This is a genomic window from Mesorhizobium sp. EU05-FHT14A09, assembly GCF_058790995.1.
This window is the reverse complement of sequence record NZ_JBYTDF010000013.1, coordinates 38,487-53,050: the sequence shown is the minus strand read 5'-3', so window position 1 is coordinate 53,050 and position 14,564 is coordinate 38,487. Positions and strand designations below refer to the sequence as shown.

At 64.3% G+C, this 14,564-nt stretch carries 10 protein-coding genes; 5 read left to right on the top strand and 5 right to left on the bottom strand.

Annotated elements, in window-relative coordinates:
- Nucleotides 1–12: 12 nt before the first annotated feature.
- Nucleotides 13–1,452, bottom strand: coding sequence for an APC family permease (locus tag AC3WTO_RS28745; RefSeq protein WP_492464362.1), 1,440 nt, complete (start codon nt 1,450–1,452; stop codon nt 13–15).
- Nucleotides 1,453–1,488: 36 nt separating this feature from the next.
- Complete coding sequence (locus AC3WTO_RS28740; protein ID WP_492464361.1) at nt 1,489–2,610, bottom strand: DmpA family aminopeptidase; 1,122 nt, start codon at nt 2,608–2,610, stop codon at nt 1,489–1,491.
- Between the two features lie 168 nt (nt 2,611–2,778).
- Here AC3WTO_RS28740 and AC3WTO_RS28735 point away from each other — a divergent pair, with 168 nt between their 5' ends.
- Nucleotides 2,779–3,576: a helix-turn-helix domain-containing protein gene (locus AC3WTO_RS28735; protein WP_492464360.1), complete on the top strand. Its 798-nt coding sequence runs from the start codon at nt 2,779–2,781 to the stop codon at nt 3,574–3,576.
- Nucleotides 3,577–3,586: 10 nt separating this feature from the next.
- Here the strand turns inward: AC3WTO_RS28735 and AC3WTO_RS28730 are convergent, their stop codons facing one another.
- The gene (locus AC3WTO_RS28730) at nt 3,587–5,218 is read right to left on the bottom strand and encodes an ABC transporter substrate-binding protein (RefSeq protein ID WP_492464359.1); all 1,632 of its coding nucleotides are present in this window, start codon (nt 5,216–5,218) and stop codon (nt 3,587–3,589) included.
- A 129-nt stretch (nt 5,219–5,347) separates the two neighbouring features.
- Here AC3WTO_RS28730 and AC3WTO_RS28725 point away from each other — a divergent pair, with 129 nt between their 5' ends.
- Nucleotides 5,348–6,244: a LysR family transcriptional regulator gene (locus AC3WTO_RS28725; protein ID WP_492464358.1), complete on the top strand. Its 897-nt coding sequence runs from the start codon at nt 5,348–5,350 to the stop codon at nt 6,242–6,244.
- A gap of 135 nt (nt 6,245–6,379) precedes the next feature.
- Here AC3WTO_RS28725 and AC3WTO_RS28720 read toward each other — a convergent pair whose 3' ends face one another.
- Both AC3WTO_RS28720 and AC3WTO_RS28715 read right to left on the bottom strand, forming a co-directional pair.
- Nucleotides 6,380–7,252, bottom strand: coding sequence for a phytanoyl-CoA dioxygenase family protein (locus AC3WTO_RS28720; RefSeq protein WP_492464357.1), 873 nt, complete (start codon nt 7,250–7,252; stop codon nt 6,380–6,382).
- Between the two features lie 279 nt (nt 7,253–7,531).
- Nucleotides 7,532–8,449 (bottom strand): LytTR family transcriptional regulator DNA-binding domain-containing protein, encoded by a 918-nt coding sequence (locus AC3WTO_RS28715; RefSeq protein ID WP_492464356.1) that lies wholly within the window; start codon nt 8,447–8,449, stop codon nt 7,532–7,534.
- 293 nt (nt 8,450–8,742) lie between these two features.
- Between AC3WTO_RS28715 and AC3WTO_RS28710 the strand changes: the two genes are divergently transcribed.
- The 3 genes from AC3WTO_RS28710 (at nt 8,743) to AC3WTO_RS28700 (ending at nt 14,278) form a co-directional block, all read left to right on the top strand.
- On the top strand, nt 8,743–12,666 hold the full coding sequence (locus tag AC3WTO_RS28710; protein ID WP_492464355.1) for an autotransporter domain-containing protein: 3,924 nt from the start codon (nt 8,743–8,745) through the stop codon (nt 12,664–12,666).
- 183 nt (nt 12,667–12,849) lie between these two features.
- Complete coding sequence (locus tag AC3WTO_RS28705) at nt 12,850–13,869, top strand: alpha/beta hydrolase family protein (RefSeq protein WP_492464354.1); 1,020 nt, start codon at nt 12,850–12,852, stop codon at nt 13,867–13,869.
- Between the two features lie 175 nt (nt 13,870–14,044).
- A complete protein-coding gene (locus AC3WTO_RS28700; protein WP_492464353.1) occupies nt 14,045–14,278 on the top strand; it encodes a hypothetical protein in 234 nt (77 codons plus the stop codon).
- The last annotated feature ends 286 nt before the right edge of the window (nt 14,279–14,564 follow it).

Below are 14,564 nucleotides of genomic sequence, written 5' to 3'. Positions count from 1 at the left end.
GCCGCCGGGACGTCAGGCCGCGTCCCGGCTTGAGCGGCGCCCGATGACGGTTCCAATCCCGAACGCTAGGATCGGAATGATCGCCAGGAAGATGCTGACGGCGACACTGCCGCCGGTGATGAGCGTAAAGTTCGTGACGACCAGAAAAAGACATCCGGCCAGCCCGAGGATTGCCAGTATCGGCGCGATGCGGGTCGACCACTGCCTCGACGCGGTCAACTCCGGCCGCGCATTGAAGAAGGCCAGCACCGAAGCGGATGTGCTGAGCATCAGGATGATCATACCCATGGTCGCGACGCCGGCCATCGAACCGAACACGCCCACCAGCGGGTCGATCCTGAGGACGGCAAACATCGCCACGATGACGATTGCCGTTGCCGTCTGAACCAGGGACGAAAAGGCTGGCGAGCCATGTCTTTCGTGAACGGCCCCCAACCTGCCCGGCATGGCCCCCTTGCGCGCCAGGGCATGCTGGTAGCGTGCGATGACGTTGTGGAACGACAGCACACAGGCAAACAGGCTGCTCAGCAGCAGGACATTGACAAGATCGCGACCGATCTTGCCGAGCGATGCCAGGGTCTGGTCGAGAAGCAGGTTAGCCTTGCCGGCAAGGGTGGCCTCCGCCACGCCCTTGATGTCGGCGACACCCGCCCCGAGCACCAGGGCCCAGGTGGTCAGCGCATAGAAGCCGCCGATGATCAGCACCGAAAGATAGGTCGCACGCGGAATGGTTCGTGCGGGATCGCGCGCTTCGTCACGGAAGATCGCGGTCGCCTCGAAACCGATGAATCCGGTCAAGGCAAACAGCACCGCGATGCCGAGAGAACCGGACCCGACCGCTCCGGCCGTAAAGGATGTGAAATTGATGCCCTCCTTGCCGCCGGTGGCGAAGATGATCAGGTCGAGCAGCACGACGATGGAGACTTCCAGGACAAGCGCGACACCCAGCACCTTAGCGCTGAGATCGATATGCCGGTAGCCGAGATAGGCGACGCAGCCCAGGATGATGAAGGAATAGACCGGCCAGGGGATTTCCGGGCCACCGTAGAAACGCATCGTGTCGTTGGCCGCCCAGCCGAAATAGCCGTAAATGCCGACCTGGATGGCCGTGTAGGCGACGAGCGCTACCGCGGCGACCCCCATGCCGAAACGATGTCCCAATCCCTCGGTCGCATAGGAAAAGAATGCGCCGGCTTCCTTGACATAGGGGGTCATCGTTACGAAGCCGACCGAGAACAGCAGCAGCACCGCGGCGGCGATCAGGAAGCCGACAGGTGCGCCGGGACCGTTGCCCAGGCCGACGGCCAGCGGGACGTTGCCGCCGATGACGGTCAGCGGCGCGGCAGCCGCCAGAACCATGAAGACGATGGCGCTGACGCCGAGATTTCCGTGCAGGGATTTCGTTTCCTGCTTGTGTTGTCCAACTCCCAGAGCTGCCGGGTTCGCCGTCATCTCTTCCTCCTCCCATTGGTGGTTATTGCCTGCGTTTCATTGTCCCCGATGATCAAGGATTGAACGGCGGCCGACGAGGTCGACCATCCTGTCGGCATCGATCGCCTCGACGACGCGGCCACGCCTTCCCGTCATCGTCTCGGCGGCGCACAGGGCGTTGAGGATCGCCTCGTCGACACAGGAGACCGTGGCGAGGAAAAAGGCGTCCATCTCGTCGTCGCCAAGCGCGCGCATGGCGATCTCGGGCGCCATCGGCGTCTCGCCGGGATCGTTGGCCGTCGAGAACGCCAGATAGATGTCGCCCGAACCGTTGCCGGAAGGCGTGCCGGCCCGGCCCATGCCGATGCCGATGCGTTTGGCAATGCGGTTCAGCTGCGTTGGAAGCAACGGCGCATCCGTCGCCAGGACAACGATGATCGAGCCTCGTTCTGTCTCGGAAGCGCCACCTTCAGCCATGGCCGCGCCGACCGGCACACCACAGACCTCCAGCCAGGGGCGCAGCCCGTGATTGGCCTGGACCAGCACGCCGAGAGTGAACGTCCCGGCCCGCGTCTCGACGATACGCGACGATGTTCCCGTTCCACCTTTGAATTCGTAGCAGATCATGCCGGTACCGCCGCCGACATTGCCTTCGGCAACCGGCCCGCTGGCGGCACCATCGATGGCGTCCAGCACATGCTGCTCGGTGACGTGGAAGCCGCCGATGTCGTTGAGCCAGCCATCATAGGTTTCGCCAACGACCGGTAGCGGCCATTGGTCCTCGCCGATCTTCCCGGGGAATTGGCGAACCATCCAGCGCGCCGCCCCATGATGGGCCATGCCGAGCGAACAGGTGTTGGTGATCAGGACGGGTCCATGAAACCAGCCGGCTTCCCTGATCCAGTGAGAGCCCGTCAACTCGCCGTTGCCGTTCATCGCGAAGGTGCCGGCCCAGCACGGGTGCAGCAGGTGCTGCCGCGGCCGCGGCAGGATGGCGGTGACGCCGGTGCGCACGGCATGATCGCCTTCGCCTTCGATCAGCGTGGTCATGCCGACGCTGATACCGGCAACATCGGTGATTGCATTCAGGGGACCTGTCTTGCCCTGCAAAGGCAGCCCCAGCGCGCGCGCCCGTCTTCGTTCGCCCGATGCGACACGGATGGCAGTATGGTCCGGCATGCCGTTCATTTCCTTCCCAACTTCGGTTGTTCCAACGGAGGCCGGGGTCATATAGCCTGCCGGGAAATGACACCTGGTGCGGCCCAGAATGACAGGTCATGCGCCGGACACTATAACCCGGACGTGGTAGCCGGCTTGGTTTGTCATACCTAATGGAGGGTAGGCCGCTTGCGCCTGGCAGAGGAGGATCTGGCATTTCATCGGCGGCTTGGCCGCCTGATCGAACAATTGGAAAGCGAGGACTTCTGGCCGGCCTTTGCCGCATTCCTGCGCAATCACATCAGGTTCGACTCATGGGTCGTGCTGATATTCCGAAACGACATGCCGCCCATTCTGGTCCACGAAGGCGACAAGGACAGCATCGAGGACAAGCTCTTCGTCAGCTACCTGCAGAGCCACTATCTCGACGACCCGTTCTACAAATTCTCGCTGAAACAATTCTCTCCCGGCGTTCACAGCCTCGATGAGATCACCTATCCGCGATTTCGGGAATCGGCCTATTTCCGCGAGTATTTCCGGCACAATGTCGTTGAGGACGAGATGCAGCTTCTCACTCCCTACCGGGACATCGGCAGCAGCCGCTGTGTCTTTTCTCTTTCCGTCGGCTCGAGGCACCGGTTCTCATCCCAGGAATACGGACTGCTCGCCTTGATCAGCGCGTGGGTGCTGCCGCTGCTCAGCCTGGCGACGAAAAACACCATCGGCGAGGTCGGTGTGTCCGGCGATGGCTGGAACCCTGTCAGCATCGAAAGCAAGCTGCGGGAGCGCGGGGAACCACACCTGACGGAGCGGGAAGTTCAGACGGCACTCCTGCTGCTTTCCGGGCAGAGCGCGAAGGGCACCGCCGCCCATCTCGGGATTTCACCCGAGACCGCGAAAGTGCACCGGCGCAATCTCTACGAGAAGCTGGGCATCAACAGCCAGTCGGAACTGTTCGCGATGTTTTCCGGCGTTCGACGCGCATAGGCGGCGGCGCTCAGGCTTCGAACCAGGCCGTCGTGAAATCCTGCTCGTAGGCCTGGTGCATCTGGTAGCCCATCAGCTTCGGGTTCATGTGGCAGAACAGCTTACGCCAGTATGGCTGCACGATGATGCCGGAGGATTGCAACGTCTGCTGCAGCTCCTTCATGACGGCGCGCCGCGTTTCGGCATCGGCGATCGAATTGGCCTTCTGGATGTTGGCGTCGAACGCCGGATCCGAAAAGCCCGTCTCGTTCCAGGCGGAGCCAGTCTGATAGGCGAGCGTATAAGTCTGGATGCCGAGGGGACGGGCATTCCAGTTGGTGGTCGCGAGCGGGTGCTTGGTCCAGTCGTTCCAGAAGGCGGTTTCCGGCATCACGGTGCGCTTCACCTTGAAGCCGGCCTCGCGCATCTGCTGGGCGGCCGCGTCGGCGCTCTCCTTGCGGTAGTCGGCCTCGACCGAGATGATCTCGAACTCATGGTCGAGCTGGCCGGCTTCCGCCAGCAGCGCCTTGGCTTTGGTGACGTCGCGCGCGATCGGCGGCAACGGCGCGTATTCCGGATGCATCGGACCGACATGGTGGTTCTGCGCCACCTCGCCCAGGCCGTCGATGCCTAGCTTCAGGATGGCATCGTTGTCGATGGCAAGCTGGATGGCATTGCGCACGCGCTTGTCGTCATAAGGCTTGGCGTTGACATTGGCGCGCAGCACCACGGTGGCCGCCGTGATGATCTCCGACTTCTTCTTGCCCATCGCATCGAGCGGCTTCACATCGTAGGACTGGGTCTGCGCGGTCAGATCGATCTCGCCGGATTCCATGGCGGCGATCGTCGGCGCGGTCTCGGTGCCGTAGTCCGTCCAGTCGATGCCATCGAGATGGACGTCGCCACCCCACCAGGAGCCGTCTGGCCGTTTGCGCACCGAGGCGCGCATGCCGACATCATGCGCGGTGAGCGCGAACGGGCCGGTGCCGACGGGATCCTTGGCCAGCGTCTTTTTCGCGACGTCGAAATCGCGATGGACGATGAGGGCCGGATAATCGGTCATCGCCGGGATGATGGTGATGTCGGGCCTGGAGAGCTTCAGCACGACAGTGTGCGCATCGCGCATCTCGATCGAACCCTGCCGCGCCTTCTTGGTTTCAGCGTCGATCAAGGAGGTCATGCGGCCGGCCATCGAATTGCCGGGAACCGCCTTCTCGCACCAGCGCGTGATGTTGAAGACGACGTCGCGCGCATCGAAATCATCGCCGTTTGACCACTTCACGCCGCGGCGGACATGCAGCGTGTATTCGGTGGCATCCTCGCTGACATCCCAGCTCTCAAGGAGCATCGGCCTGAAGGTGAAATCCGGCTTCCAGCGCACCAGCGGCTCGATGAACTGCATGGCTATGTTGCCCATCTGCGAGACGCTGAACAGGCGCGGATCGTCGAGCGCCATGACCTGCATGGAAACCCGCACGATGCCACCCTTGCGCGGTTCCGCGGCCACAGCCGCGGCAGGCGCCGTCAGGCCGAGCAGCCCATAGGCCGTCGCGGTCGCCGCGCCAAGGGCGCTCGCCGTGGCCAGGAATTCGCGCCGGCTCATATGCCCGCCGCGGGCCTGGCTGGCGTATCCTTCGATCGCAGGATGCAGCTTGCGTGTCATTCAGTCTCTCCCTCTGATGATCTTTTTGCTTCATGGTGACGGGTAATGGGAAGTGGAGCGCCGCACATGCGGGCGCTCCGGCATATCGATCCGGCGAGCAGATGCGATCGCGGACAATGGGAGGGGCGGTTGAACCTGTTTGCGGCCATGAAGGTGTATGACCGGGTCTGCCTGTTCGGCAGCCTGTCGGCGGCGGCGCGCGAGCTCAACATGTCGACCACGGCAGTGAGCCGCGTGATCAAGGAACTGGAGGACGAACTCGGCGTGCGGTTGCTCAACCGCACCACCCGCCGGCTCAGCCCGACAGAGGCCGGGCGCGACTATGCCGAACGCGTGCGCACCCTGCTGGACGAGGTCGAGGAATTGCAGGATTCCACCCGCAGGCTCGATCGCGGCACGCGCGGCCTGCTGCGCGTCTCGTGTTCCAACGTGCTTGCCTATACGCGCATCACGCGGCTGATCCCGCGCTTCCTCGAGCAGAACCCGCTGGTCTCGATCGAGTTCAACCTGACCTCGCGTTATGTCGTCGGCCTTGTCGAAGAGGGCTATGACGTGGCGATCCGCTTCGAGCGCCAGAGCGATGCCGAGATCGTCGCCCGGCAACTGGGCACTGTGCGCAACTATGTCTGTGCGACGCCGGCCTATCTGGAGCGTCACGGCCGCCCATTGCACCCGCGCGAGCTGGCTAACCATTCCTGCGTGCTGTCGAATTTCGCCAAGCGACTGGGAAGCTGGCCGTTCCAGGGGCCGGACGGCGCATTCTCCACGCCGGTGAAGGGGCGCGTTTCCACCAACAGCGTGGAGGCCGCCTACCAGATGACGATCGGCGGTTTCGGCATCGGCAACCTGCCCAGCCTGCTGGTGGCCGAGGCGATACGGGACGGCCGGCTCGAAGCCTTGCTCGAAGACTTCCGGCCGGCGTCCAGCCCTATCTATGCGCTCTATCCGCACCGGACCTATGTGGCGACGAAGGTGCGGGTGTTCGTGGATTTCCTCATGCGTGAGCTCTCTCCCGATCTCGATTGAAAAGACTGGCGCCGGCCGACCAACGGCAGCCGGCGCCAGGCCCCCGTGTGGCGGTTCAACCCGCCATCTTGTGCTTACCGTCGGCGTTCTTTTTTGCGCATGATCTTGGTCCGAAAAGTCTGCAACTTTTCGGGATCATGCTCTGGCTTCATCCGTCCATTGTTCGTCGACATAAAACGGGCCGGGATTTTCGCGCAGCTGTTCGTATTTGCAGATCTCGGGCTCGGCGCCGAGCGGCACCGAACGACCATCGCGGAAGGCCCATTCGCCGCGTTCCGGCGAGTCTTCGGCCCGGACATAATTGTCGATCAGCAGGATACGTGGCTCGTTGGAAACGTTCGGGCCCGAACCATGGATGGTGTAGAGCGTCCACAGCGCCAGGTCACCGGGCTCCATCTCAAGCTGGACAACCTCAGACGGGTCGACGCCGACAGCCTTGAGCTCCGAGCCCTGCTCGACATTGCCGACCATGATGCCGCCGTCCTCGGAGAGGCCGAGATAACCGCGCTTGTGATGGCCGGGCACAACCTTGAGCGCGCCGTTCGAGGCATCCTGGCGGTTGAGCGCGAGGCCGGTGTTGAGGGAATAGCGATCCAGATTGGCAAACAGTTCCGGCCGCGAGCGGAAACGCACATCCTGGTGCATGCGGTAATAGGTGTATTTGCCGCCCGGCGCCTTCCAGTGCAGCTGGTTGGCGATCTGCTTGATGTCCGGCCCAAGCAAGGGCGCCAGCAGGTCGAACACTTTCTGGCTGCGGCGATACGCTTCGAAAGCCGGATTGATCCAGGAGAACCAGTGCGCCTGCGGCACGGTCCGCTTCTGGTTGCCCGGATCGCTGATCACTTCGAAATAGAGGTTCCTGTCGCGGTAGGTGGCGTGATGTTTCAGGCCCTCCGCGTAGACCCTTTCGCTTTCGCGGCGCAGTTGCGCGACCTCATCCTTGCTGAGGAAGCCGCGAATGACCGCGTAACCCTGCTCCCGAAGCTCGACGACATGGCTGGTGTTCATGACTTCTCCTCACCCGGTTCGACCGTTGTGATGAGGATATTCGGGAGGTCAAAAGAGTGTAGCCGCGCTTTTGTGCAACGACTTTCCCGCTCAGCGGGATAATCGTAAATGCCGATCGTCTATGCCGCTCCTCATCCGCCTGCTGCCGTCTTCTCCCCGTGAACGGCAAGGCGATGAAGGCCGGCGCGACACCCGCGCCAGAAGCATTCCCACATGAGATCGGTGCAAGGAGTGATGGGCTACAGCGGCTGACCACTTCCGGCGTTGGCGCTCTCGCCCCTACCAGCCAAGACGTTCCACGAGGTTGTTGCGGTGCTGGCGCGAGACGGGCCAGTCTTCCTCGACGACACGCAGCCGGACTTGCCAGTGGAAGCCGGCGCCGCCATGTTTGTCGAGGCCGGCGATGTGGTTCAAGTTGACGATCGCGGTGCGGTGGATGGATGGAAACCGCGCCGGCGGTAACAGGTCGCGCCATGCGGCCAGCGTGCGCCTGTCGACGATGACAGAGCCGTCGTCGAGCCACACCATGGTGTCATTGCGCTGCGAGCGGATGCCGACGACCTGGCCGAAGGTGACGCCCCTGATCATGCCGCCATGGCCGATATAGACAAGCGGAGCGCTGCCGTGCCGCGCCTGAAGACGAACTTCCCGCGCGCCGTAACGAGCCTCGGCGATCATGCGGCCGCACACCGCCAGGATCGCGGCCTCGCTGTCGGTCCACACGCGCTGTTCCCGCACCGTGTCGAAGCCGATGCAGGCGCGCAGCCTGCCATCATGAAACACCGGGACGCTAAGAACGCTCCTGTCGAGCTGGCGCAGCATTTCGCGGCGCAGCACGGCCGCGGCCGCGGGCAGCGCCGAGACGTCATCGATCATCACCGCCTTGCCGGCGAGCAGCGAGCGCTGCAGCCAGCCGATCATCGTCACCGGCGCGTCCTGAAGGTCCTCGACATGCGAATGGATGCCGCGTGCGCACCACTCGTGGGTGTTGCGGAAGCGGGTGAGATCGGCATCGTATTCGAACATCCAGGCACGGTCGGCGTGCAGCTTGCCGCCGAGATCGGCGAGCACCTGCGAGATCGCCGCGTCGCCCGGCAGCGCGATGAGGCTGACGGCGGCGAGGCCGACGCAGTCGAGCACGATATCGCCGGAGATATCCCTGATGGAACGGCTTCGGTAGCGCTTTTGCCTGGACACGATCCCCTCCATCGGCCGACTACGGCATGCCTGTGGCAAAACCGCATCATGGGCAATGCAATGTTGGCGCCTCTTTCCGTTCGTCCGTACCAGATGTCCGCTGGTCCGTGAAGTGATTGACGCGCGCGAAATGCCGGCCGAAACCGGGCCTGTTCGGCCTGGCCTCCTGCGGGGGCGTGGGCGGACAGGCCCGTTGGGGGGCTCGCGTAAGGCATGGCGGCGCTGGTCCGCCGCCATGCCCGCACCCTCGGCGGCGAAAAAAAGCGGCGCGCAGGCGACTTGGGGAACGATTGATGATGCAGGGCGGGAAGCGCGGCGGTAGCGGACCGCGATGCGCCGGGGCGTGGTATGCTGGCGTTTCGGTTGCGGCGCTGATGGCCCTGGTGCCGCCTGCGGCGCAGGCCGGCGGACAGGGCGGTATCGGCAGCACCATTGGGGTCCCAGGTTTCCAAGGAAGCGGCGGCAATGGCGGCCTGCCCGGCGGTGGTGGCCGGGGCGGCGGCGCTCTCAGCGGCAGCGGCGGCGCATCGGCGGCAACTGGCAGCGGGACCGCAGGCATCGCAAGTCTGGTGAGCGGCGGCGGGGGCGGCGGGGCTGGACAGACATTCGGCGCAGGCGGCGCGGGTGGCGGCGGCGCGGGCGGCATAACGGCTGGCGAGGCAGGCGCCAACTCGAACGGTCAAGGCGGCGCCGGCGGTGGGGCCGGCGGAGAGCATGGCTCCGTTGCCACCATACTCCCTGGCGGGACGGCAACAGGTGGCAGTGGCGGCGACGGCGGTTCGGCGCTCGGTGGTCTCTCTGGCGATGGCGGCGGCGGCGGCGCCGGCGGCTTTGGTGCGGTCGTCACCGGCCCGAACGCAACACCGGCAGCGCTTGCCGGATCGACCCTTGGCGGTGCCGGCGGGGATGGCGGCACTTCGAGCGCGGCGAATTCGGGCAATGGCGGCGGCGGTGGTGGCGGCGGCATCGGCCTGCTGTTTCAGTCGACATCCAATCGTGTGACCATCGGCAAGACGGTGACCGGTGGCGCCGGCGGCGGCGGCGGCAATTCCGTCCAGCAATCTCTCAACGATCAAGGCGGCGGCGGTGGCGGCGGTGGTGGCGGCGACGGCATCGTGTTCTCCGGCACGGCAACCGACATCGTCATCGACGCCAACGTTACCGGCGGCGCGGGTGGGGCCGGCGGCGTCTCGACCAGGGATGGGGGGCGTGGCGGCGATGGCGGCGGCGGCGGTGCCGGCGTGATCCTTTCCGCCGGCGGATCGATCGCCATCAATGCCGCCGTTTCCGGTGGCAAAGGAGGAGTCGCAGGAACAAACATGCTGATGCTGCCAAGCGCAGGCGGTGTGGGTCTCAGCGGTTCCGGCGTCAACGTGTTCCTGAACAGCGGCGGTTCGATCTCCGGCGGCCTCGGCGGCGACAACGTGACCCGTGCCAATGCGATCATGTTCACTGGTGGCGTCAACAGCCTGACCTTGCAGGCCAACGCGTCCATCACCGGCGGTGTCGTCGCCGTCGCCGGCGGCTCGGACATGCTGGCGCTCGGTGGCAGCATGAACGGCACGTTCGACCTGACAAGGATCGGCGTGCAGTACCGAAACTTCACGGCGTTCCAGAAGACCGGCACCAGCACATGGACGCTGACCGGCACGACTTCCGCCGTCACCCCGTGGACGATCAAGGGCGGCACCCTGTCGATCTCCAACGATGGCGCGCTTGGTGCGTCGTCGGGGAAGCTGACCCTGGATGGCGGCACGCTGCAGACCACGGCAATCATGTCGCTAACCCGCGACATCACGATTGGCAGCGGCGGCGGCACTTTGAGGACCGACAGCAACACCACGATCGGCAACGTGATCTCCGGTGACGGCGCGCTCATCAAGACCGGCGCCGGCTATCTGACGCTGACCGGCAACAACAGCTACAGAGGCGGCACGACGATTGTGGGTGGACGCCTCTATCTGGATGATGGCACCTTGGGAACCGGCAAGGTCACCGTCGCCAGCGGCGGCAGGCTCGAACTGACCCTCACCGGCAACTTCGAGAACGAGCTGGTCGTCAATCCCGGCGGCAAGGTCAAGCTCTACTATACGGCCGCATTGGGATCGCAGACGATAACGCTTGTTCCGGGCGGCAGTTTCACCGGCCCTCTTTTCATGCCCAACCTCCAGGTCGGCGGTGATCTCGGCAGCGCCACGATCAACAATGACGGCTATCTGCAATTTCTCAACACGTTCAAGACGATAAATCCGGTCGCTGCGGGGGCAACCATCGTCAACGGTACCGACGCCATCCTTGATCTCAGCGATACCGGCACGGTCACCGCCAATGACAAGGCGATCAGCATCGGCTCGCTGAGCGGCGGCGGTCGCATCCAGCTCGGTGTGACGCAGCTGACGCTCGGAGCCCTCAACAAGGACGACGTCATCTCGGGCCAGATCGCCGACAACTTTGCCAATGTCGGTTACGGCGGCACCGGCGGATCGCTGACCAAGACCGGCACCGGCAGGCTGACGCTGACCGGCGACAATTCGGGCTTCACCGGAAAGACGACAGTCGGTTCCGGCACGCTGTCGGTCAACGGCCCGCTTGGTGGCACAGTGGACGTTCTGGCCGGCGGCCGCCTGCAGGGCAACGGCACCATTGGCGCCGTCACCTTCGCGAAGGACAGCACGCTGGCGCCCGGCAACTCGATCGGCACGCTGAACGTGGCGGGAGACGTGACCCTGGCAACAGGCTCGACCTATGAGGTCGAAATCGCCGGCAACGGCACAAGCGATCGCATTGCTGCCACCGGCACGGCAACGCTTGGCGGCACGAAGGTGGAAGTGACGGCGCTGGATGCCCAGACCAGCTATCAGTCCGGCCAGACCTATACGATCTTGACCGCGGCCGGCGGGGTGACCGGCAGCTTCGATCCGGCTGTGCTGTCACGCTCGGCCTTCCTCGATGCGACATTGTTGCAGACTGCGAATGCGGTCGACCTGAAGATCGCCGTCAAGAACACAAAGCCGGAGGAGCCCGGAAAACCGGAAGAACCAGGCAAGCCCGAAGAGCCGGGCAAGAAGCCGTTGTTCGCCACGGTCGCCGACACCTTCAACCGCACGCAGACGGCCGGTGCGCTAGATACGCTGCAGCAGAGCGGTGCGCCATTGGCGCTCTACAACACACTGCTGGTGCTTTCCGCAGACGAAGCCCGCGCTGCCTTCGACGGCCTGTCGGGCGAGGTCCATGCCTCGACGGTGACCGGCCTGATCGAAGACAGCCGCTTCACGCGCGACGCCATCAACGATCGCCTGCGTTCGGCGTTCGAGACCGTCGGTGCCGAGCCGCTACCGTTGATGAACTATGGCAAGGATGCCAGGGAAATTACCACGGCTTCTGTCGCTTCCGAGCGCTATGGCGCCTGGGGTTCGGTGTTCGGCTCATGGGGACATTTCGGTGGCGACGGCAACGCCGCCAAGATGTTGCGCTCGACCGGCGGCTTCGTCACCGGCATCGATGGTCTTGTCACCGACGATGTCCGCCTCGGCTTCCTCGCCGGTTACAGCCATTCCTCGCTGAAGGTCGATGACAGGCGTTCTTCCGCCTCGACCGACAACTATCATCTCGGCTTCTATGGCGGCACGCAGTTGGGAGCACTCTCCTTCCGCTCGGGTCTCGCCTACACCTGGAGCCAGATCGATACGAGCCGGCAGGTGTCATTCCCCGGCTTCAGCGATAACTTGACCGGCGAACACCGCGCCGGCACCACGCAGCTCTTCGGCGAACTCGGCTACGGCATCAAGGCCGGCGGCTTCGCCTTCGAGCCCTTTGCCAATCTGGCCTACGTCAATGTGCACACCAATGGCTTCACCGAGACGGGCGGCGTATCGGCGCTGACCGTTTATAGCGGCTCCAACGACAACACCTTCACCACACTCGGCGTCCGTGCCGCGACCGATTTCGATCTCGGTTCAACCAAGGCCACAGTTCGCGGCATGCTCGGCTGGCGGCATGGTTATGGCGATGTCACGCCGGCAGTGAGCCAGGCCTTCACCGGCTCCAGTATCTTTACGATCGCGGGTGCGCCGATCGCCCGAGACGCAGCCGTCATCGAAGCCGGGCTCGACTTTGCCATCACGCCGCAAGCCACGCTCGGCATCGCCTATCACGGCCAGGTCGGCTCCAAGGCCAGCGACCACGGCGTGCGGGCGGATCTGAGCGTCAAGTTCTAAGGCGGCGCTCCTCACGGCGCCGGCACGGACAAGCTTGCGCTATCTCCCCAAAAGGTGGGTGGGCGACGGTGGGGATTTCGGCCGATCTTCCAACCCTCTTTGATTTTGCCCCAATTGTCTTGAACATGGCGCGAAACCTCTGCACATGCCGAGGCAACTTCGCGCACAATGAGCATCCCGACGATGAAGACAAGAACAGCTGGCCGATCCGCCCTGGCGTTTCTCGCCCTGATGCTCATCTCGGTGATTGCATCGATCGCCAGCGCCGCGGCGACGGAGCGCCAGGCGGGCGTGCTGCGGCTGCAGGTTCCGGACGCGGATGGTCCCTTCGACGTCATGGTCTGGTATCCGACCGACGCGCCCGAAACACCCTGGCAGGCCGGGCCCTTCACCATCACTGCCAGCCGCGATGCGCCAATCGCGGCGCAGGGGCGGTTTCCCGTCGTCCTGTTCTCCCATGGCAGCGGCGGCACGCCGCTGGGCCATCGCGGGCTTGCCGGCGCGCTCGCCCGCAAGGGCTTTGTCGTGGTCGCGCCGGCGCATCTCGGCGATACGGCGACGCGCCCCCGCTTCGAGACGCAGGCGCAGATCTTCACCGCTCGCCCGCGCCAGGCCATGGAGGCCCTGCAGGCCGCCTTGCAGGATGAGCGTCTTGCCGCACATGTCGATCCGGCCCGGATCGGCATGATCGGCTATTCGGCCGGAGGCTATACCGCGCTCGCACTCGCCGGAGCCCGCCTCGATGCAACCGCGGCGTCGGCCTATTGTTCCGGCGCAGGCCGGGACGATATCGGCTCTTGCGGGCCGGCAAAAGACAGCGTGGTGGACGCGATCCGCCAGATTCGAACCACAGAACTGCCGACCGAACCCCGACTGAAGGCGCTGGTGCTGATGGATCCGCTCAGCATCGTCTTCGACCGGGTGAGCCTCAAGGAAATCAGCCTGCCGATCTTCCTGCTCCGGCCGGAGGACGATGCCTATATGAACGCGGCGCACAACGCGCTGGCCCTGGCCAAGGGACTGTCCTTCCCGCCGCAGGAGGCGGTGGTGCCCGGCCGCCACTTCGTCTTTATCGATCCCTGCCCGCAGGAGCTGGCGGCGGAAGCGCCACTGATCTGCGCCGACGAACCACCGGTCGACCGTGCCGCGGTTCATGAGAAGTTCGAGAGCGAGATTGCCGCTTTCCTTGAAAAGCGGTTGTGACAGGCCATCACGGCTCCGATGCTGCTATTCCGTTGCGGAATGGATTCTCATGCCAAGAATAGTCCATTCGGCGGGCGTTTTTTCCTGACTCCCGCCATCCCGACCGGCGGCTTTGCTTCCCGTGCGCCATGCCGATGGGCTAGGCTAAGAGCTTACAAATGAGGGTTCCAGCTCAATGCCGCGGGTGCAGCTGAAAGCAGCGGACGGCACCATTGTCGAATTGGATCCGGCCAATGTCGTCGAAATCCGTCAGTTCAACGGCAAGGCGCAGGTCGAGCAGGTGACCAGCGATCCATCCATGCCCAGACACATCGCGCTCGCGGAAAAGCCGTGGCGCGTGGCGATGCTGCTGAACGCGGCAATCGGCAAGACACGCTTCGACAGCAGGGCCGGCAGCCAGAGCCGCTAAGCCGGTACTCAAGCGGCTGAACATGCCGACGAGCGGCGCATCTCCGGGCCCTGGCTTGGCGACAGGCTCACGCCGGCAATATCCTTTCGTATATCGATCGTATCCCATTGCTGGCTGGATATGCTTCAGCCGCCTTGCTATCCGAGTGACGTTCGGAAGCCTCCGACAATCAGACAGGAACCTGAGATGCCCAGCGACAGTAGTCGAACAAGCACGCCGCAAAGGCCGTCAGGTCGGGTCTGAACAATCGGTCTCGCCCTGACGTCCCGCGCGGCACGTCAAGGAG